17 protein-coding genes and 1 pseudogene are annotated in these 20674 nt (G+C 71.1%); 7 read left to right on the top strand and 11 right to left on the bottom strand.

Annotation, left to right across the window (positions count from 1 at the left end):
• Positions 1-4: 4 nt before the first annotated feature.
• Both AEQ27_RS15100 and guaB read right to left on the bottom strand, forming a co-directional pair.
• Positions 5-1126 carry a GuaB3 family IMP dehydrogenase-related protein gene (locus AEQ27_RS15100; protein ID WP_054147418.1) on the bottom strand — a complete coding sequence of 374 codons (1122 nt, stop codon included), beginning with the start codon at positions 1124-1126 and terminating at the stop codon, positions 5-7.
• A gap of 46 nt (positions 1127-1172) precedes the next feature.
• Entirely contained in the window at positions 1173-2675 is a 1503-nt protein-coding gene (gene guaB / locus AEQ27_RS15095) for an IMP dehydrogenase (protein WP_054147417.1), read from the bottom strand.
• Between the two features lie 360 nt (positions 2676-3035).
• On the opposite strand from guaB, the gene AEQ27_RS15090 reads away from it, so the two are divergent.
• From AEQ27_RS15090 to AEQ27_RS15075, 4 genes are all read left to right on the top strand, one after another.
• A complete protein-coding gene (locus AEQ27_RS15090) occupies positions 3036-4391 on the top strand; it encodes a branched-chain amino acid ABC transporter permease (protein WP_054147416.1) in 1356 nt (451 codons plus the stop codon).
• Positions 4392-4403: 12 nt separating this feature from the next.
• Complete coding sequence (locus tag AEQ27_RS15085) at positions 4404-5387, top strand: branched-chain amino acid ABC transporter permease (RefSeq protein ID WP_043595990.1); 984 nt, start codon at positions 4404-4406, stop codon at positions 5385-5387.
• Positions 5388-5430: 43 nt separating this feature from the next.
• The gene (locus AEQ27_RS15080) at positions 5431-6546 is read left to right on the top strand and encodes an ABC transporter ATP-binding protein (protein ID WP_152970409.1); all 1116 of its coding nucleotides are present in this window, start codon (positions 5431-5433) and stop codon (positions 6544-6546) included.
• An 80-nt stretch (positions 6547-6626) separates the two neighbouring features.
• Positions 6627-7349, top strand: a complete 723-nt coding sequence (locus AEQ27_RS15075; protein WP_054147441.1) for an ABC transporter ATP-binding protein — start codon at positions 6627-6629, stop codon at positions 7347-7349.
• A gap of 345 nt (positions 7350-7694) precedes the next feature.
• On the opposite strand, the gene AEQ27_RS15070 is transcribed toward AEQ27_RS15075, so the two are convergent.
• The 3 genes from AEQ27_RS15070 to groES all read right to left on the bottom strand — a co-directional run bounded on the left by AEQ27_RS15070 (position 7695) and on the right by groES (position 10653).
• Positions 7695-9017 carry an ABC transporter substrate-binding protein gene (locus tag AEQ27_RS15070; RefSeq protein WP_054147415.1) on the bottom strand — a complete coding sequence of 441 codons (1323 nt, stop codon included), beginning with the start codon at positions 9015-9017 and terminating at the stop codon, positions 7695-7697.
• Between the two features lie 162 nt (positions 9018-9179).
• Entirely contained in the window at positions 9180-10160 is a 981-nt protein-coding gene (rarD, locus tag AEQ27_RS15065; RefSeq protein ID WP_082383633.1) for an EamA family transporter RarD, read from the bottom strand.
• A 196-nt stretch (positions 10161-10356) separates the two neighbouring features.
• Positions 10357-10653 (bottom strand): co-chaperone GroES, encoded by a 297-nt coding sequence (gene groES, locus AEQ27_RS15060; RefSeq protein ID WP_054147414.1) that lies wholly within the window; start codon positions 10651-10653, stop codon positions 10357-10359.
• A gap of 144 nt (positions 10654-10797) precedes the next feature.
• On the opposite strand from groES, the gene AEQ27_RS15055 reads away from it, so the two are divergent.
• The gene (locus AEQ27_RS15055; RefSeq protein WP_054147413.1) at positions 10798-11991 is read left to right on the top strand and encodes a hypothetical protein; all 1194 of its coding nucleotides are present in this window, start codon (positions 10798-10800) and stop codon (positions 11989-11991) included.
• A 103-nt stretch (positions 11992-12094) separates the two neighbouring features.
• On the opposite strand, the gene AEQ27_RS15050 is transcribed toward AEQ27_RS15055, so the two are convergent.
• From AEQ27_RS15050 to AEQ27_RS15025, 6 genes are all read right to left on the bottom strand, one after another.
• Positions 12095-13126 (bottom strand): DUF4190 domain-containing protein, encoded by a 1032-nt coding sequence (locus AEQ27_RS15050; protein WP_054147412.1) that lies wholly within the window; start codon positions 13124-13126, stop codon positions 12095-12097.
• 176 nt (positions 13127-13302) lie between these two features.
• A complete protein-coding gene (locus AEQ27_RS18130) occupies positions 13303-13704 on the bottom strand; it encodes a DUF4190 domain-containing protein (protein ID WP_054147411.1) in 402 nt (133 codons plus the stop codon).
• A gap of 120 nt (positions 13705-13824) precedes the next feature.
• Positions 13825-14922: a tRNA (adenosine(37)-N6)-threonylcarbamoyltransferase complex transferase subunit TsaD gene (gene tsaD, locus AEQ27_RS15040; protein ID WP_054147410.1), complete on the bottom strand. Its 1098-nt coding sequence runs from the start codon at positions 14920-14922 to the stop codon at positions 13825-13827.
• Complete coding sequence (gene rimI / locus AEQ27_RS15035; protein ID WP_054147409.1) at positions 14919-15458, bottom strand: ribosomal protein S18-alanine N-acetyltransferase; 540 nt, start codon at positions 15456-15458, stop codon at positions 14919-14921. The genes tsaD and rimI overlap by 4 nt, the downstream gene beginning before the upstream one ends.
• Positions 15455-16129 carry a tRNA (adenosine(37)-N6)-threonylcarbamoyltransferase complex dimerization subunit type 1 TsaB gene (tsaB, locus tag AEQ27_RS15030; RefSeq protein WP_054147408.1) on the bottom strand — a complete coding sequence of 225 codons (675 nt, stop codon included), beginning with the start codon at positions 16127-16129 and terminating at the stop codon, positions 15455-15457. Before tsaB ends, rimI begins: the two co-directional genes overlap by 4 nt.
• Positions 16130-16217: 88 nt before the next feature.
• A complete protein-coding gene (locus tag AEQ27_RS15025) occupies positions 16218-18602 on the bottom strand; it encodes a right-handed parallel beta-helix repeat-containing protein (protein WP_054147407.1) in 2385 nt (794 codons plus the stop codon).
• A gap of 253 nt (positions 18603-18855) precedes the next feature.
• Between AEQ27_RS15025 and AEQ27_RS15020 the strand changes: the two genes are divergently transcribed.
• On the top strand, positions 18856-20178 hold the full coding sequence (locus tag AEQ27_RS15020; RefSeq protein ID WP_054147406.1) for an O-antigen ligase family protein: 1323 nt from the start codon (positions 18856-18858) through the stop codon (positions 20176-20178).
• Positions 20162-20674, top strand: a pseudogene (locus tag AEQ27_RS15015) (hypothetical protein); the annotation flags it as partial. The gene AEQ27_RS15020 and the pseudogene AEQ27_RS15015, both read left to right, overlap by 17 nt.

Raw genomic sequence — 20674 nt, 5'->3', positions numbered from 1 at the left:
AACGCTAGTGAGGCTGGTAGGGGGCCACAACCACTTCGACGCGCTGGAACTCTTTCAGGTCGCTGTAACCCGTGGTCGCCATCGAGCGTCGCAGCGCACCCATGATGTTCGACGTGCCGTCGACCGTCGTGGCCGGGCCGTAGAGGATCTTCTCGAGCGAGCCGATCGTGCCGACCTGCATGCGGCGACCGCGGGGCAGCTCGGGGTGGTGCGCCTCGGCGCCCCAGTGGTAGCCGCCACCGGGCACGTCGTCGGCCCGGGCCAGCGCGGCACCGAGCATGACGGCGTCCGCACCGCAGGCGATGGCCTTGACCAGGTCGCCCGAGGTGCCGAGGCCCCCGTCGGCGATGACGTGCACGTAACGCCCGCCCGACTCGTCGAGGTAGTCGCGGCGTGCGCCCGCCACGTCGGCCACGGCGCTCGCCATCGGTGCGTGGATGCCCAAGGAGGCGCGGGTCGTGCTGGCGGCGCCGCCCCCGAATCCGACGAGGACGCCCGCGGCACCGGTGCGCATCAGGTGCAGCGCGGCCGTGTAGGTCGAGGCCCCGCCGACGATGACGGGGACGTCGAGCTCGTAGATGAACTTCTTGAGGTTGAGCGGCTCGCTGCTCTTCGAGACGTGCTCGGCGCTGACCGTCGTGCCCCGGATGACGAAGAGGTCGACACCGGCGTCGACGACCGTCTGGTAGAGGTCTTGGGTGCGTTGCGGGCTGAGGGCACCGGCGACGGTGACCCCGGCTGCCCGGATCTCGGCGAGGCGGTCGCGGACGAGCTCGGGCTTGATCGGCTCGCTGTAGATCTCTTGCATGCGGGCGACCGAGTCGTCGTCGGAGAGCTCGCGGATCTCGGCGAGGACCTGTTCGGGGTCGTCGTACCGCGTCCAGACGCCCTCGAGGTCGAGGACGCCGAGGCCGCCGAGCTGGCCGATGCGGATGGCCGTGGCAGGACTGACCACCGAGTCCATCGGCGCGGCGATGACCGGCGACTCGAACTGGAACGCGTCGATCGACCAGCCGACCGAGACGTCGCGCGGGTCGCGCGTACGCCGGCTCGGAACGATGGCGATGTCGTCGAACGCGTACGCGCGGCGGGCTCGCTTGGAGACGCCGATCTCTACCTCAGTCACCGTGCCACCCTACCGGAGCCGGGGGTCGCACCCCCGGCCCGGCGGCTCACCGGCGGTAGTTCGGGGCCTCGACGACCATCTGGAGGTCGTGCGGGTGGCTCTCTTTCAGGCCGGCCGCGGTGATGCGGACGAACTTGCCCTTGGCCTTGAGCTCGGCCACGGTGCGCCCGCCGACGTAGAACATCGACTGACGCAGTCCGCCGCTGAGCTGGTACACGACGTTGTTGAGCGCGCCGCGATAGGGCACCTGGCCCTCGACGCCCTCGGGGATGAGCTTGTCGTCGCTCGGCACGTCCGCCTGGAAGTACCGGTCTTTCGAGTAGGACGTGTTCTTGCCGCGGGTCTGCATCGCGCCCAGCGAGCCCATGCCGCGGTAGTTCTTGAACTGCTTGCCGCCCACGAAGACCAGGTCGCCCGGGCTCTCGTCGCAGCCTGCGAGCAGCGAGCCCAACATGACCGTGTCGGCGCCGGCCACCAGGGCCTTGGCGATGTCGCCCGAGTACTGCAGCCCGCCGTCGGCGATGACCGGGACGCCGGCCTCGCGCGCGGCGAGGGAGGCTTCGTAGACGGCCGTGACCTGGGGCACGCCCACGCCCGCGACGACGCGGGTGGTGCAGATGGAGCCCGGCCCCACGCCGACCTTGATGGCGTCGGCGCCGGCCTCGATCAGGGCCTGGGCACCGCTGCGCGTGGCGACGTTGCCGCCGATCACGTCGATGTGCGCGAAGCTCGGGTCGGCCTTGATGCGACGGATCATGTCGAGCTCGCCCGAGCTCTCGCCGTTGGCGGTGTCGACCACGAGCACGTCGACGCCGGCGTCGCGCAGGGCGCCGGCGCGCTCCCACGCGTCGCCGAAGAAGCCGATCGCGGCGCCGACCCGCAGGCGGCCCTCGTCGTCCTTCGTGGCGTCGGGGTACTTCTCGCTCTTGTCGAAGTCCTTGACGGTGATGAGGCCGCGCAGGTGCCCGGCCTCGTCGACCAGGGGCAGCTTCTCGATCTTGTGCTGCGCGAAGATGGCGATCGCCGAGTCGGGGTCGACGCCCTCGGGTGCGGTGATCAGCGGGGCCTTCGTCATGACGTCGCGGACGAGCGTCGTCGACATCTCGAACGGCGAGACGAAGCGCATGTCGCGGTTGGTGATGATGCCGACCAGCGTGCCGTCGCCCTCGACGACCGGCAGACCCGAGACGCGGAACTGCCCGCAGAGCGCGTCGACCTCGGCCACCGTGGCGTCGGGCGTCGTCGTGACGGGGTTGGTGATCATGCCCGACTCGCTGCGCTTGACCTTGTCGACGTGCGCGGCCTGGTCGGAGATCGAGAGGTTGCGGTGGATGATGCCGATGCCGCCCTGGCGTGCCATGGCGATGGCCATGCGCGACTCGGTCACGGTGTCCATCGCGGCCGAGAGCAACGGCACCGCGACCCGGATGCGCTTGGTGAGCTGCGACGAGGTGTCGGTCTCGCTCGGGATGACGTCGGTGCGGCCCGGAAGCAGCATGACGTCGTCGTAGGTGAGTCCGATGAATCCGAACGGGTCCGGCTGGTCCATGAGTCCCCTTCGAAGGAGCGAGATGAGGGTGGGTGGGTTGGCACCGGTTCGCCGTCGAGTCCGGTAGTCGATATTAACCCAGCCCGCGCCTCCTGCATTCCTGTCGGGCGCGTCCCTCGCGGACGACGAGGAGGCGCGGAGCGGCCCCCCGGGGACGCGACGGAACGGCACCGTTACCGATCCGACACACGGAAGATTCGTGATTCTCGCTCGACATGGGGGATTCTGTACCGACTCCACTCCGTCTCGCACCTGAAACATGCTCGACACACAGCGGAGTTACTGTCAGCGACGACGACGCCCCGGGAGCAGAACGAGACCGCCCGAATCTCGACGGGGCGCTTCCCACCAGGAGGTTTTGTGAGACTCTCGACGACCATCGCGTCGCGGCCACGGCTGCGGCAGTCCCTGATCGTGACGGCCTCCGCCGTACTGCTCGGACTCCTGGCGACCTTCATGGGGGCGTTCGCCCCGACGGCCGCCCACGCCGCGGCCGCCGCCTGCACCACCGACGCGACGACCGGCTGCATCCAGGGCACGATCAACGACAGCGAGCGGGAGCCCGCCTCGGGCGTCGACGTGATCGCGACGAACTCGACCGGCGACGAGCAGACCGCGACCACCGACGACACCGGTCGATGGAGCATCGCGGTGACCGAGGCCGGCAGCTACACCGTCACGGTCGACCAGGACACCCTGCCCGACGGCCAGTTCCTGGTGAACGCCGACAACGCCGAGCGCACCGTGACCGTGAACCTCGGGGCCACGGCGAGCGCCCTCTTCGCCCTCACCGCCGAGGAAGGCGCCACGAGCGGCGAGGCGGCCGCGTCGAGCTTCAACTGGGACCGCTTCGCGCAGCAGTTCGCCTCGGGCATCCGACTCGGCCTGCTGCTCGCCCTCGCCGCCATCGGCCTGTCGCTGATCTACGGCACGACGGGCCTCAGCAGCTTCTCGCACGGCGAGCAGGTGACCCTCGGCGGTCTGCTGGCCTACTCGTTCACCTCGATCGGGATGCCGCTGATCCTGGCCGCGGTGCTGAGCACGGTGATCTGTGCGGCCACGGGCTACCTGCAGGACCTCGCGATCTGGAAACCGCTGCGGAAACGCCGGCTCAGCCTCACGCAGCTGATGATCGTGACCATCGGCCTCTCGATCGCCCTGCAGTACGCCTTCCAGTACTTCTACGGCGCCGGCACCGTGCGCATCGACCGGGACAACCCGACCACCGTGGACTTCCTCGGCGTGACCCTGACCGTCCAGTCGTACGTCGCGATGGCGATCTCGGTGGTCGTGCTGGTCGGAACGGGGCTGTTCCTGCTGAAGACCCGCACCGGACGCGCCACCCGCGCCGTGTCGGACAACCCGGCCCTCGCCGCGGCCTCGGGCATCGACGTCGACCGCATCATCCGCCTGGTCTGGACGCTGGCCGCCGGCCTGGCCGGCCTGTCGGGCGTCATGCTCGGCCTCGTGCTCAACGGCGTCAACTGGATGACCGGCCTGCAGATCCTGCTGCTGATCTTCGCCGCCGTCACCCTGGGCGGCCTCGGCACGGCCTTCGGCGCCCTGGTCGGCTCGCTGATCATCGGCATCATCGTCGAGCTGACCAACATCTGGCTGCCCGGCGACTTCAAGTACGCGACGGCGCTGCTGATCCTGATCCTGATCCTCGTGTTCAGACCACAGGGCATCTTCGGGCGAAAAGAACGAGTGGGCTAAGGGGACACGACCATGTACTTCATCGAACTCCTGCGGGCGCTGAGCGCCGAGGCCCTCGCGCCCACGACGGCCGCCTTCGCCATCGCCGCGATCGGCCTGAACATCCACTTCGGCTTCACCGGCCTGATCAACATGGGCCAGGCGGCGTTCCTCCTCCTCGGCGCCTACGGCTTCGCCATCTCGATCAGCAACGGTCTGCCCCTCGGGCTCGCCGTCATCATCGCGCTGCTCTGCTCGCTGGTCTTCGCGCTCATCCTCGGCGTGCCGACGCTGAAGCTGCGGGGCGACTACCTGGCCATCGTCACCATCTGTTCGGCCGAGATCATCCGGTACGTGGGACGGTCGAGCATCCTGACGACCACGACCGGTGGCTCGAACGGCATCCCCGGAGCCTCGTACCGCGAGGCCTTCACCGCCCTGTCGCCCCTGCCCGACGGACAGACGACGATCCTGTGGTTCACCTACGAGAACAACGGCGTCAACGGCTGGTGGATCCGCATCGCCGGCTGGAGCATCGTCGCCCTGCTCAGCCTGCTGGTCTTCCTGCTCAGCCGCAGCCCGTGGGGCCGCGTGCTGAAGGGCATCCGCGAGGACGAGGACGCCGTGCGCAGCCTCGGCAAGAACGTCTACTCGTACAAGATGCAGGCCCTCGTGCTCGGTGCGCTGATGGGGTCGCTCGCCGGCATCATCTACGTCCTGCCGAGTTCGGTGCAGCCGGACAGCATGGGACGGTCGATGACCTTCTTCATCTGGACGGCCCTGCTGCTCGGTGGCGCGGCCACCGTCTTCGGCCCGGTGCTCGGAGCGATCCTCTTCTTCGTCACCCGTCTGCTGGTGCGGACCCTCGCCGGCGACTTCATCCCGTCGAACATCATGAACGGCCAGCAGGCCGAGCAGTTCTCGTACATCCTCGTCGGCATCGCCCTGATGCTGCTGATCATCTTCAGGCCACAGGGCATCCTCGGAAAGAAGAAGGAGTTGGCGTTCAGTGTCTGACACCTCGAGCACCACCAACGGACCGGCCCCGAGCGGCAGCACGCTGCCCCGCCGCGAGGGCTACGACTACGACCGCAGCGTCCTGCGCTCGAAGCTCACCACGGTCGAGCGGACCCCGGGGTCGGCCAAGCCGGACCCGATCCTCACGGTCGACAACGTCGTCCGACGCTTCGGTGGCATGACCGCCGTCGACGTCGGCCACGTCGAGGTGCAGCGCGGCGCCATCACGGCGCTGATCGGCCCCAACGGCGCCGGCAAGACGACCTTCTTCAACCTGCTGACCGGCTTCGACAAGGCCTCGTCGGCCCCCACGGCGTTCAAGCGCAGCGGCCCGGGCATCGCCAAGTGGGTGTTCGAGGGCAAGGCCATGGGCAACGTCGGCGCCGCCAAGGTCGCCCGCTCGGGCATGGTGCGCACGTTCCAGCTGACCAAGGCGCTCTCGCGGCTCACGGTCATGCAGAACATGCTGCTGGGTGCGAAGGACCAGCCCGGCGAGAACTTCTTCGTCGCGATCGTCGCGCCGCTCTGGCGCAAGCGCGAGCGCGAGATCGAGGCCAAGGCCGAGGACCTCCTCGCCCGGTTCAAGCTGCTCGAGAAGAAGGACGACTTCGCCGGCAGCCTCTCGGGCGGCCAGCGCAAGCTGCTCGAGATGGCCCGCGCCCTGATGAGCGACCCGGCCATGATCATGCTCGACGAGCCGATGGCCGGCGTGAACCCGGCGCTGACGCAGTCGCTGCTGGGGCACATCCAGAGCCTCCGTGACGACGGCACCACGGTGCTCTTCGTCGAACACGACATGCACATGGTCCGCCACATCTCGGACTGGGTGATCGTCATGGCCGAGGGCCGCATCGTGGCCGAGGGCCCGGCCGACACGGTCATGGACGACCAGGCCGTCATCGACGCCTACCTGGGTGCGCACCACGACACCGACCTGGGCGACGACTCACTGCTCGACGACGCCACGCTCGAACAGCTCGAAGAAGAGGTGGCGCGCGAGGACGCGGCCCGCGCGGCCGAGGCGACCAGCGCCTCCTCGTCCACCGGCGGCGTCGCGGGACGCGACCTGCCCGGCCACCCCGACCCCTCGACCCCGCAGGCCACGAACGCGGCCGACGACCAGCTGTCCGACGGACGGCAGAGCGGAGACAAGCGATGAGCACGGCACAGGACGGCGCGGGTGCCCCCACCGCCCCCAAGCACCCGGGCACCGAGAAGTTCGTCGGCGTCGAACCGGTCATGAACGCGACCGACCTCGTCGCCGGCTACCTGCCGGGCGTCAACATCCTCAACGGGTGCGACCTCGTCTGCTACCCCGGCGAGCTGATCGGCATCATCGGCCCGAACGGCGCCGGCAAGTCGACGCTGCTCAAGGCGCTCTTCGGCCAGGTCAAGATCCACTCGGGATCGGTCACCCTCGGCGGCACCGACATCACGAACCTCAAGGCCAACAAGCTGGTCGAGGCGGGCGTCGGCTTCGTGCCGCAGACCAACAACGTGTTCCCCTCGCTCACCATCGAGGAGAACCTGCAGATGGGCATGTTCCTTCGGCCCGCCAAGTTCGCCGAGCGCCTCGAGGTCATCTACGACCTCTTCCCGGTGCTCGCCGATCGTCGCGGCCAGCGCGCCGGGTCGCTCTCGGGCGGCGAGCGCCAGTCGGTCGCCATGGCCCGGGCCCTGATGATGGACCCGAAGGTGCTGCTGCTCGACGAGCCGTCCGCCGGCCTGTCGCCGGTGCGCCAGGACGAGACGTTCATCCGCACCCGCCGCATCAACAAGGCCGGCGTCTCGGTGATCATGGTCGAACAGAACGCCCGCCGCTGCCTGCAGATCTGCGACCGCGGCTACGTCCTCGACCAGGGCCGCAACGCCTACTCGGGCACCGGCCGCGAGTTGGCCGACGACCCCAAGGTCATCGAGCTCTACCTCGGCACCCTGGCGAAGGACGTCGACGCGTCCTGACGACCCCGGTGGCGCCCTGAGGCCCCGATCACGCCCTGGCGTGGTCGGGGCCTCGTGCGTGCGCCCGCCGGGGCGTCGGGGGCTGCGCACCGCGGTTCGTGCAGCACACCCCGTCTCGACGCGGTGCGGTGCACGGAACGCGGTGCGGAGCGGAGCACGGCCCCCACGACCGGTGTGGCCGGGGACGAGGAGGCGCGGTGCCGGAGGGCGCGGACGTCGCGACCCTCCTGCGGTCCGGCACCGCGCCTCCCGGGCACGCCGAAGGGCCCGGCTCCGCGCCTCCCGGGCACGCCGAAGGGCCCGGCACGATGACTCGTGCCGGGCCCCGGGTGGTGCGAGGTGCTGTTATTCGACCTTGCCCTCGATGCCGGTCTGGTAGACGGGCTTGTTGTCGGCGTCGAACGTGTAGACGCCGATCGAGGCGGACGACGGGTCGTTGTTGTCGTTGAACGGTCCGATGCCCGAGGGGCCGGTGTAGTGGATGTCGTCACCGGCGTCGAGCGCGGTCTTGCAGTCCGCGTACGTGGTGCACTCGGTGCCGCCGTTCGCACCGGAGACCGCGGCCATGTTGGCCTGGATCGTCCCGGCGTCGGTGCCGCCACCGGCCTGCGCCGCGAGGGCGGTCAGGATGACGGCGTCGTACGACTCTGCCGCGTACGAGAAGTCGGCCAGCTCGCCGCCCTCGCTCGCCTGGTAGCCGGCCACGAGCTTCGACTTGAAGTCGGCACTGGCGTCGGCACCGGGGATCGTGCCCTTGGCGCCCTCGAGGGTGCCGGGCTCGAAGTCGGCGCTGTAGTCGGCCGTGTTGCCGTCGGACATGTAGACCTTGCTCATGTCCCAGCCCTGGCTCTTGAGCTCGGGCACGATCGACTTGGTCTCGTCGAAGGCCAGGATGACGATCGCGTCGGGCTCGGCGGCGATGGCCGCGGACACCTCGGACGAGAACGTGGTCTGACCGGGGGGGAACTCCTCGCCCTTGCCGGTGCCGCCGTAGACGACGGTGCCGCCCGAGCTCTCGATCGACTTCTGCGTCGAGTCGCGGAGACCCGTCCCGTAGGTGTCGTTGAAGACGAGGAACGCGACGTTGGCGTTGCCGTCGGCCGTGATCTGCTGGCCGAGCGCCGAACCCTGCACCGAGTCCGGCGGAGCCGTCCGGTAGTAGTACGACGAGTAGCCGCTGAGCGAGCTCGCCGTGTTGGCCGGCGAGATCTCGATGATGCAGTTGCTGGTGAGCTGGTCGACCACGTTGAGCGTGACGCTCGACGACTCGGCACCGAGCACGACGGGCACCTTGGCGTCGATCAGTTCCGTCGCGGCGTTGCTCGACACGGTCATGTCGTTGCTGTCGCCCGAGTCGGTGCTGGTCGAGATCTCGGCGGGTTGGTCGAGCACGCCGCCGGCGGCGTTGATGTCGCTGATGGCCAGGTTCGCCCCCGCGATGGCGGGCGGGCCGAGGTAGGCCAGGGTTCCGGTCAGCGGCAGCATGGTGCCGATCGCGAAGGGATCGGTGCTGGGCGTCCCGACCTCGCACTTGGCGGCGGGATCGGCCTTGGCCGACGACGACGACGAGGCGTCGTCAGAGGGAGATGCCGTCGAACAGGCAGCGAGCAGCACGGAGGCTGCGCCGGCGAGAGCCAGTGCTCGGAGGGCGGTGCTGGATCGGATCATCCGTGGAACCCTTTCGTGGACAGCGGCAGTGCAGCCCGACCGGTGGCGGTCGAACCTGCCGCGATTGGTCCGAAACTAGGGGTCGAATGTTTCTGGCGTGTGTTCTCGACGTCAAAGTGACGTTTCGTTAGCCATTCGTGACTTTGCGAGGGATGGTCGCTTCTAGGCGGTCGGTGCCACCGCGACCGGTCGACGTGACCGCCGCCCCGCACGCACCATGTCGACGGTGAGCACGATCGAGGCGACCCAGACGATCTCGAAGCCGACCCATCGCGCCGCCGACATGTGCTCTCCGAGCACGACGACACCCACGACGAACTGCAGCACGGGGGCGACGTACTGCGTCAGGCCCACGGTCGTCAGGGGCAGCCGACGCGTCGCCGAGGCGAAGAGCAGCAGCGGCACGGCCGTGATCACGCCCGTGCCGATCGTCGCGAGGGTGTGCCCGACGCTCACGGTGCCCAGCACGACGCCGCCCCCGAGGCCCGTCACGTGCAGCACGATCAGGGTGACGGCCGCGAAGGGTGCGATCCACAGCGTCTCGAGCGTGAGCCCGCCGACCGCGTCGACCCGACCACCGACCTGCTTCTTCACCAGGCCGTAGAGCCCGAACGAGAACGCGAGGACGAGCGAGATGGACGGGGGCCTGCCCGCCCCGATCGCGATCACGAGGACGGCGACGGCACTCAGCCCGACGGCCACCCACTGGGTCGTGCGCAGCCGTTCACGCAGCACCACCACGCCGAGGAGGACCGTCACGATCGGGTTGATGAAGTACCCCAGGGCCGCCTCGACCACGTGCCCGCTGAGCGTCGCCGAGATGAAGACCGTCCAGTTGACGACGATGAACGCCCCCGCCAGCCCCATGGTGCCCACCACGCGGGGCTGCCGCAGCAGAGCGAGGAACGAGCGCAGCGCCCCCGCCACGACGAGCAGCACCGCGCAGAAGACGAGCGAGAACAGCACCCGCCACGCGACGATCTCGAACGGGCCGGCCGGGGCCAACAGCAGGAAGTACACCGGCAGCACACCCCAGAGCCCGTAGGCCCCCAGGGCGTAGGCCAGGCCCGCCCCGCCGGCCCCGGCGACGCCGAGCCCCGAGGTCGGGGCGGAGGGGGACGAGGAGGCGCGGGTCGAGGTCACCAGGCGACTCTAGGTCGCTGCGCCCGTCGCCGGAACGGCCACTCCTGCCACCGTGGATCGATCGACGGACGATCACGCCTGGGGACGAGCGGAGGCCGGCGGCCACGTCGCCCACACGCCGAAGGCCCCTGCCGGAGCAGGGGCCGTCGGGACGGCGCCCGGGGTCGCGGGGCACGGCCGGAGCCGTGCCGGGGTGCTAGCGGACGATGCCCGCCAGGACGTCGCGAGCCGAGAGCACGAGCAAGTCTTCTCCGCCGTACTTCACCTCGGTTCCGCCGTACTTGCTGTAGATGACCTTGTCGCCGGTGGCGACGTCGGGCGGCACGCGGTTGCCGTTGTCATCGATGCGGCCCGGGCCGACCGCCACCACTTCACCCTCTTGGGGCTTCTCTTTGGCGGTGTCGGGGATCACGAGACCCGAAGCAGTGGTCTGCTCGGCTTCGACCTGACGAATGACGATGCGATCTTCGAGCGGCTTGATGCTGACCGACACGGGTGACCTCTTCTTTCTCGGTGCTACGAAAACATGGGGGCTGGCACTTGCCGGGGGCGAGTGCCAGAACAACTGTAGGACGAGACTGGCACTCGGTCAATCCGAGTGCCAACGCGTCGGCCCGCGTGCGTCACACTGGACGACATGGATTCCTCCGCGCTGCTCGAAGTCCTCTCGCCCGAGGGGCTGCGGCTGCTCGACTCGCTGCCGACGGGCGGAGCCACCGGCGACGACGTCGTCGGGACGGTGGCCGCGTTGCGCAAGCAGGGCCACTCCCCCGCCCTCGCGTCGGCGGTGCTCACCCAGGCCCGGCCCCGAGGCCGGGCGACCGCCAAGGTCGGCGCGTTCGCGCGCCGCATGCTGTTCGCCGAGGCGGGCCTCGAACAGGCCACGCGCCTCCCGGTCGCCGCCCGCCACGCCGGACGCCACGCCGCGGCGGGCACCGGCAGCGTGGCCGACCTCGGCCGCGGCACCGGGGGCGACGCCCTCGCGTTCGCCGCGCTCGCCCTCGACGTGCTCGCCGTCGACCGCGACGAGGCCACCGCGGCCGTCGCCTCGTACACCCTCGCGCCGTGGCCGTCGTCGCGGGTCGAGCAGGGGGACGCCGAGACGACCGACCTCGGGGGCGTCGAGGGCGTCTTCCTCGACCCGGCGCGACGCCCCTCCGGCCACAGCGCCACCAAGCGCCTCGCCGATCCGGCCGACTGGTCCCCCGGCCTCGACGTCGCCTTCGGCTTCGCCGACCGCCTGCCCACCGGCGTCAAGCTCGGCCCGGGCGTCGACCGCGAGCTGTTGCCGACCGACGCCGAGTGCCAGTGGATCTCGGTCGACCGCGACGTGGTCGAGGTGGGCGTGTGGTTCGGCCCGCTCGCGCGGCCGGGGGTGGGCCGGTCCGCGCTGGTGATCGCCGCCTCCGGGGCATCCGAGCTGACGGCCGCCGCCGACTCGGACGACGTGGACCCGGGTGACCTCGGCGAGTACCTCTACGAGCCCGACGGTGCCGTCATCCGGGCGCGCCTGATCGGCGACCTGGCCCGGTCGATCGACGCCCGCATGATCAGTCGCGACATCGCCTGGCTGACGACGGAGGCGCGGGTCGACACCCCCTTCGCGCAGGGTTTCCGCGTGCTCGAGACCTTCCCGCTCGACGAGCGGACGCTGAAGCGCGAGCTGCGGGCGCGGGGCATCGGCCGCCTCGAGATCAAGAAGCGCGGGGTCGACGTCGACCCCGCGACGTTCCGCAAGCGCCTGTCGCTGCAGGGCACCGGGTCGGCGACCCTCGTGCTGACCCGGGTCGCGGGGCGGCACACGGCCCTGCTCTGCGAGCGCCTGGTCTGAGCCTTCCGGCCGTCATGCACGAGTGGGCAGAAGACGTCGTTCGCCGGCGGCGCGGGAACGACATCTTCTGCCCACTCGATGCCCCACCGAGGTGAGGCGACGGTCAGTACCCGCCGTAGTAGTCGGAACTCGACGAGAAGCCGGCGATCCAGAGGCCGAAGGCCACCCAGCCGATGATGATCAACGCGATGCCGGCGTAGCCGACGATCAGCCCGGTGAGCCAGAACCCGCGGGCGTGACGCTCACGCGACATGCCCAGGTGCCCGAGCACGACGCCGGCGATGGACGCCACGATCGAGAGCCCGAAGGTGAAGGGTGCGAGCACGACGCCGGCGATCGAGCCGATCATCGAGAGCAGGCTGAGCAGTCGAGGGGGCTGAGCAGCACCCGCTGAGGCGTACGGCGGGTAGGGCGATCCGTAGGGCTGCTGGCCGTACTGGGCACCGGGCTGGCCCTGCTGACCCTGCTGACCGTACTGTCCACTGGGCTGACCCTGCTGGCCATACTGTCCACCGGGCTGACCCTGCTGGCCGAACGACTGCTGACCGTACGGCGCACCGGGCTGACCGGAGGGCTGCTGAGCCTGCGGCTGCTGGCCGTGACCCTGCGGCTGGCCGTAGCCCGGCTGACCCTGCGGCTGGCCGTAGCCCGGCTGAGCCTGCGGCTGGCCGTAGCCCGACTGCTGACCCTGCGGCTGGCCGTACCCGGGCTGCTGGCCGTATCCGGGCTGCTGGCCGTAGCCAGGCTGCGGGCCGTAGCCCTGCTGCCCGTAGCCCTGCTGCCCGTACCCCGCCGGCGGCTGCACACCCGGCTGGCCGTAAGGCGGCCGGGGCGGCTGGGGCGCACCCGGCGGGACCTGCCCCGGGCGGGACTGCGGAGCCGGAGGCCCCTGGGGTGCGCCGTAGGGTGCCGACCCTGTCGGCGACACTCCGGCCCCGGCGTACGGCGACGAGGCAGGCGGTTGGGACGCGGCCCCCGGGAAGGCGGTCGGCGGCAGCGGCGGCGGGGCGGTGGCCGCACCGCTCCCCTCGGTCGGGCGCGCGGGGGGCGCGGTGGGTGCCGCGGGCGGCGTCGGAGCCGAGGGCGCGGTCGGCGCCGAGGACGGCTTCTCGGGGGTGGTGTCGTCGGTGGCCATCAGCTGCCTTTCGCGAGCGGTGCGTCGGTCGTGCCGCCGGAGCGGCCGGTCACGCCTGTGACGGTCGCGTCCCGGGACACGAAAGGGCCCACACCGTCCGGTGCGGACCCCGTCATGCTAGCGAGGGTCGTGATGAGCGGCCCCTGGGAGGCGACGCCCGACGACGTGAGGACGACCTACGAGTCGTAGCTGCCGTCGTAGAGGCCGGGGTTGCTGGCGATGGCACCGAAGAGGACCACGAGCAGGATGATGCCGATGATCGTCAGGGCGACGACGACGTAGCCGAGGATGAGACCCGTCAGGGCCATCCCGCGGCCCTCTTCGCCCCGCTTCTTGATCTGGCTCAGTGCCATGTGGCCGGTGACGATGGCACCGAGGGCCGTGATCGAGGTCAGGAAGCCGGCGATGCCGAGGATCATCGACACGAGGGCGAGGGTGTTGCGCTGGCCGGGAGCGCCGTTCTGCCCCTGGTAGGCGGGCTGGCCACCGTAGGGCTGCCCCTGGTGGGTCGGCTGCTGCCCCTGGTAGGGGTTCTGCGGCGAGGGCTGGCCGTAGGGCGTGGGGTTCTGGTCGGTCATCGGTGACGTCCTTCGTCTGGGGCTCGGCCGGTGACGGCCGCGGTCGGTCGAACCCCGTCATGCTATCGGCGGGGGACGGTCGCCGACCGTGACCCCGTGCTCGTCGGACCCGACCGTGGCTCAGACGGCCTGGACCGTCGTCACCGGCAACGTCGAGTCGGCCCCGAAGTCGAGCGGCGACGGTGCCCGGCCCCGCGACACGAGCTCGGCGCCCAGCGCCGCGATCATGGCGCCGTTGTCGGTGCACAGCGAGAGGGGCGGCACGCGCAGCTCGACCCCGGCCGCCGCGCACCGCTCGGCCGCGAGCTCGCGCACGCGGGCGTTGGCGACGACTCCCCCGCCGAGCAGCAGGCGGGGCACGCCCCGGTCGGCGCAGGCCGCGAGCGCTTTGGTGAGCAGGACGTCGGCGACGGCCTCGCGGAAGCTGGCGGCGACGTCGGCGACCGGCACCGCGCCTCCTTCGCTGCGGCGCTGTTCGACCCACCGGGCCACAGCCGTCTTCAGCCCCGAGAACGAGAAGTCGTACCGGTGCTTCGCCAGGTCTTTCGGCAGGGTCAGCCCCCGCGGGAAGCGGACTGCCTTCGGGTCGCCGCCCTCGGCGACGCGGTCGATCTGAGGCCCGCCGGGGTAGGGCAGTCCGAGCAGGCGGGCCACCTTGTCGAACGCCTCGCCCGCGGCGTCGTCGATCGTCTCGCCGAGCAGTTCGACGTCGTCGACGAGGTCGCGCACGTGCAGCAACGAGGTGTGGCCGCCCGAGACGAGCAGTGCGATGGTCGGCAACTCGAGCTCGCTGCCGTCGTCGCGCAGCACGTCGGCCCCGACGTGGCCGACGAGGTGGTTCACGGCGTAGAGGGGCTTGCCGGTCGCCAGGGCGAGGGCCTTGGCCGCACCGACGCCGACCATGAGCGCCCCGGCGAGCCCGGGCCCGCTCGTCACGGCGATCGCGTCGAGCCCGGCCGTCGTCACCCCGGCCTCGGCGAGCGCCGCGGCGGGGGCGGGGTCGGGCGCCCCGGGGGGGGCGCGCGCGGCGACCTCGGGGACGACGCCGCCGTAGCGGGCGTGTTCGTCCATGGACGACGAGATGACGTTGGCGAGCAGGGTGCGGCCGCGCACGATGCCGATGCCGGTCTCGTCGCAGCTGGTCTCGATGCCGAGCACGAGCGGCTCGCGGACGGCCGGCTCGGCGACGGCGGACGAGGAGGCGCGGGTGGCGGTCACGGGCGGACGTCCTGTTCGTCGAGGGGCGCGTCGCCGAACGGCTCGACGCGGCCCGGGGTGGTCTCGGTGACGGCCGCCGGGACGTTCAGTCGCATGACGACGGCGTCGACCCCGTCGGGCATGTAGTACCGCGTGCGGACGGCGATCTGCTCGAAACCGAGCGTCTCGTAGAGGTGCTGTGCCCCGGGGTTGTCGGCGCGCACCTCGAGGAACACCTCGCGCACGCCGCCCTGACGGGCCTCGGTGAGCAGCTGGGTCAGCATCGCCCGCCCGAGCCCCTTCCCCTGGTGCTCCGCGAGGACGGCGATGGTCTGGATGTCGGCCTCGGGCGCGCCCTTCGGCGCCAGCATGCCGGCGTAACCTATGACGGTGGTGTCATCGCCTTCGGCGGTGGCGACCAGATACCGACCGCCCGGGGCCGTCAGCTCATGCGTCATGCTCGCCCGCGACCAGGCGTCGTTCTCGAAGGTCGTCGTCTCGATCGCCATGATGCCGTCGAGGTCGTCGAGGGTGGCCGTGCGCAGCAGCACGCTCATCGCCTGACCGGCTTCGGACCGGCCGACGGGGTGACGTCGGGCTCGCGCAGGTACAGGGGCTCGGCGTCGGCGAACGCGCGACCGTGCTCGAAGAGCCGCTCGGCCAGCATGCCCAGGGCGGCCGCCGAGACCGTCGTCGCGTCGGGGTCGGTGCGTGGCCAGGACGAGGAGGCGCCGGTCGCCTCGTCCAGGTCGGCTGGCCTCACGAGGGCGGGGCCGGCCACGAGCACGGGCAGGCCGTCGTCGTCGAGCCCCGACCACGAGCTGTAGGCCACCTCGCGGCGGCGGGCGTCGGTGACGACGACGAGCAGCGAGTCGACGGGCCCGCCGGCGGTGCCGACGGAGCGACCGGCAGCCGCCGAGAGCCGCTCGAACGCGACGGCGTCGTGACTACCGACCGACAGGCACGGCACGCCGGCGCCGAACGCGAAGGCCCGGGCGGCGGCGATTCCGACGCGCAGGCCCGTGAAGGGGCCGGGGCCGCGACCCGCGACCACGGCGGAGAGCTCGGCCGGGGCGACACCGGCCTCGCGCAGGGCGTCGTCGATCAGACGGCCGATCACCTCGGCGTGACGCCGGGTGTCGGCGACCGTGTGTTCGGAGAGGACGCCGCCGTCACGGTCGACGACGGCGACGGACGAGCCGGCTGAGGTGTCGATGGCCAGGATCACGGGGTCAATCGTAGGCGGTGCAGGGAAGCCGACCCGCGCCTCCTGACGGGTGACGGAGCCCGGCCGGGGCCGGGCTCCGTCAGATGGGTCAGAAGGCGCCGATGCGTCGGGCCGTCCCGGGCTGGCCGAGGAGCGCGGCGATGTCGGACGGCAGGGCCGACACGATGCCGAGCGACGAGGTCAGCAGGCTCGTCATCCCGCCGAGGTCGAGCACCTGCGAGGTCTCGACGTTGCGCCACGCGGAGTTCTTCCCGGACAGGGCCGACACGGTGTCGAACCGGGTGACCGTCTTGTTGTCGCCCGCTCCCCAGCCGACCAGCGTCGCCTGGGCCGTCGTGCGACGCTGGTTGAAGGCGTTGCCCGTGACCGTGACGCCCATCGAGTCGGCCGAGCGGTTGGTCTTCGAGTCGAGGACGTAGACCTGGTAGTAGCCGCCGCTGCCGAAGGCGTTGTTGGCGATGGTGATCTTGCCCGTGACCCAGCTCATCGTGGGGTCGGGGATCGGCCGACGACGGTCCTGCCCGGTGGCCGCGGTGGCCTGGCGACGTTCGTCTTGCAGCACCTTCACGCCGAACTGGCTGAAGCCGCCGACCGAGTTGTTGTAGACCCGCACGTCGTCGGTACCGATGATCTGGATGCCCGTCTTGCCACCGGTTACCGTGTTGCCCGCGACGACCGCCTTGCTCGAGAGCTCGAGCTGGATGCCCGTCCACTCGTTGTCGACGACCGTGTTGCCCACGACCTTCGAGTCGTACACGGACTCGTCGAGCCAGAGGCCCGAGCTGTAGTTGCGGCTGACGTCGTTGTTCGAGACCGTCACGCCGCGCGACCGCGTGATCTTCACGCCACCCGAGACCGGCGTCTCCTTGAAGCGCTGCCAGTTGTTCTCGCGGACCACCGAGTCGGACAGCGACATGTCGTAGGACGCGTTGGCGCCGATGCCGAGCATGCCGTTGTGCTCGACCGTCAGCTGACGCAGGGTGCCGCCGTTGTTCTCGAGGTTGACGCCGATCATGGCGTTCTCGACGACGACCAGGTCCTGCGCCGTGGCGCCGGTGTTGCCGAGGCGGATCGTGCCCCGGTCGGAGTCGAGGGTCGCGTAGCGGCGCACGCCGAAGCCCTGCAGCGTCGTGTCCGGCGCCTGCACCCAGATGGCCTGCTGTTTGTTGCTGATGCGCAGCTCGTGCCCCGAGGGGTCGCTGCCGATCAGCACGCGTCCACCGGCGGGGTCGGGGGCGAAGGTGCCGGGGGCCAGCTTGTCGGGCGTGACCTGCGTGAGCTGCACACCGTCGAGGAAGACCTGGTCGGGGCGCCCTGCGAGGGGGAACGACGGCGACAGGAAGCGCGGGTTGTCGGCGATGCCGAGCAGCGCGGACGACGGGAACGACGACCACGGGGTGCTCCAGCCCGAACCCGAGCGCTGCCACGACGACACGGGCACCGATCCGTCGAGCCAGACGGCCTCCTTCGGATAGGCCTGGATCGTCAGCGGCTTGTTGTAGGGCACGACGACGCTCTCGTTGTAGCTGCCGGCCCGCAGGACGACGGTCCCGCCGGCCTTGGCCTTCGCGACGGCGGCACCGAGGGTGCGGAACGGGGCGGTCTTGCTGCCGACCGCCGAGTCGTTGCCGCCCGGAGCCACGAAGACGGCACCGGCGGGAACGGCGTACGAAGCAGAACCGACGGGCACCGGGACGGGCACGGCGGCCTGTGGCGACTCGACGACCGAGAGATCGTCGAAGGTCGTCGTGGTCCCGGTCGTGTTCGACGAGCTCGAGTACTGCCAGAGCCCGACGGTGCCGGGCTTGGCGATGCGATCGGCGGCGGTGTCCGAGACCGAGAGCTGCCAGCCGGGCTCGGTCGTGCCGGCGACCCAGCCCTTGCCCTGTACGCTCACCGACCCCGTGCCGACGGCGCGGAAGGCGACCGAGACGGCCGAGCCCTTCGTGACGCCCGAGGGCAGGGCGACCCGGCCGAGATCCTTCTCGCCGGACTTGCCGACCTTGGTGATCGCGAGGGCGATCGTTCCCGACGAACCCTGCTCGAGACGCCCCCGGTAGGCCGAACCGTCGGTCTGACGGCGCAGCTCCCAGCCCTGGTAGAACCCGCGGGTCGTCTGCGGCAGGCGGATGGTCTCGCGCACCTCGACGTCCTGCACCGAGACCCCGGCGAGCGCGGCGGTCGCCGACCCTCCGGGCACGAGCCCGGTGATGGACGAGACCCCTCCGCCCACGGCGAAGGTGGCCTTGGTGGGCCCTGACCAGGTCGTCCAGGTGCCGCCCTTGTCGGCCGCGCCCCAGCCTCCCGAGGCCGTGCGGCCCGAGGCGTCGGATGCGACGGTCGTGGCGGCCGCGGAAGCGCTGGTCGCGGGCACGAGGACGGCGGCGACGCAGGCCGCCGCCATGGTCAGGGCGCCGAGAATCGTCCGGGTGCGGTTCGGTGAGCTGAGCTGAGGCGCGGAGGCGTCGAGCATCGGCGCTCCTTTCGTCGAGGTGGAGTCCTGATGGATTCGGCGCATGCCCCCAGGACGGGGGCTTGCGCGATCGGGGCTACGGCGAGTCGATTCGGGACCTCGGCGAAGACAAGAACGAATCCTCATACATCTATGCGCGGTTGGCAAGCACCCGTCAGCCCCCGTGGGGGTGCCCTCCGTGCGGGTGGCATCCCTCCGGGTGCCACCCGTCGGGGGTGTCCGGCCACACGCCGGCGTCGCCTAGAGTTCACGCATGACGCCACCCGAAGCCGGCCAGGGGGCCTCGGCGACCCTGCGTCGAGGGGCCGCGCGCGCCTCCTCGTGGCGCCCGTCGCCCCTCGGCACCCCGGACGGTCGCGACGCGCCGCTCGAGCCGCGGGTCTGGGTGCGCGGCCTCGCGGCCGCCTGCCTCGTGCTGCTGGGCATGAGGTTCACCCTGCCGCAGAGCCTCCAGGTCGGCTTCGTGGTCGCGCTCGTCATGCTGCCCGTCTGGTGGGCCCACCTGCGCCGTCAGCACGGGGGAACGCTCTTCGTCGGACTGGGTCTGCTGGCCCCCGTCGCCGGGCTCTGGCTGGGCGTCGCCAACGCCGCCGACCACGAGACCGACCCGACCGCGGTCATCCCGGGGACGGTCTTCCTCGTGGGCACCGTCCTCAGCGTCGGCCTGTTCGTCTGGGGTCGCGACGTCCTGACATCGCCTCGCGCCGGCCTCTGGTTCGGCGTCGGGCTGGCCCTCGGCTTCACCCCCGACACCACGCTGTTCGCCACGAACCCTTGGAAGTTCGGCTTCGCGCTGCCCGCCACGGTGATCCTGCTCGCCCTCGCCGCCCGGTTCGGCCGCCGATGGGAACTCGGTGCCCTCGCCGTCCTCATCGTGGTCGCGGCACTCAACGACTCGCGCTCGGCCTTCGGGCTGCTGCTGCTGGCCGCACTGTTGGTCTTCGCCCAGATCGCGATCGTCCGCCCCCACCGGAGACCGTCGGCGATCGCCGTCGTCGTCGGGCTGGGCGGGCTCGGGGTGGCGGTCTACCAGCTGGGGCAGGCCCTCATCCTCGACGGCTACCTCGGCGTGACGACGCAGGCCCGCAGCCTCGAACAGCTGCGACAGTCAGGGTCGCTGATCCTCGGCGGACGGCCCGAACTCGCGGCCACGCTCGGCCTCATGGAGCACCACCCGTGGGGCTTCGGCACCGGTTCCGTGCCGACCCCCGAAGACGTCCAGGTCGCGAAGGAGGGGATGAACGCCATCGGCTACCAGCCGAACAACGGCTACGTCGAACGCTTCATGTTCGGCGGCCACGTCGAACTGCACTCGGTGTTCGGAGACATCTGGACCCAGTCCGGCATCGTCGGCCTGCTGCTCGTCGCCACCGCGATCGTCGTGCTCGCGGTCGGCGTGGTCCGTCGCCTCGCCGACGGGACGGCCAGCGGACTGCTGCTCTACGCCGCGTCGCAGAGCGTCTGGAACGTCTTCTTCGCGCCGTTCTACACGTCGTTCCCGACGCTCGTGCTGGCACTCGCCCTCGCGTTCCTCCCCCGACCCGAACCAGGAGTGCCCCATGTCGCCGGAAAGTGATGCGACCACCGGGTCGACCCCCGCCACCGCCCCCCGACGCCGCCTGATCGCCGCCGTGGCGGTCGCCGTCGTCGTCGTGGTCGCCGTGGTGGTCGCCCTCGTGCTCACCGGTCGCGGCGACGGCGCCCCCTCGACGGACGGCACGGCGTCGAGCTCGCCGCCGACCGGCGACCCGTCGGGCTCCGCGACCGACCCCTCGACCACGGACGCCCCGACGTCGACCACGCCGCCGGCCGCCGGCCCCGACACACCCGAGTCGCCACCCGTCGGCCTCGACGAGTCGCCCGCCGTCGTCGACGGGGTGACGGTCCGGGTGAAAAGCCTGGACGGGGTCGAGGGCGAGGCCGCGCTGCCGGGTGAGGTGTCGGGACCGGCGGTCCGCGCCGAGCTCGAGGTGTACAACGCGTCGGCGGCTCCCGTCGACCTGTCGCCCGGGGTCGTCAACCCGGGCTACCGCACCGGGCGGACCCCGGCCCACCCGGTCCCGACCGGGCCC

Source organism: Frigoribacterium sp. RIT-PI-h, from assembly GCF_001297205.1.
Classification (GTDB): Bacteria; Actinomycetota; Actinomycetes; order Actinomycetales; family Microbacteriaceae; genus Frigoribacterium.
This window is presented reverse-complemented; position numbering and strand designations above follow the sequence as displayed.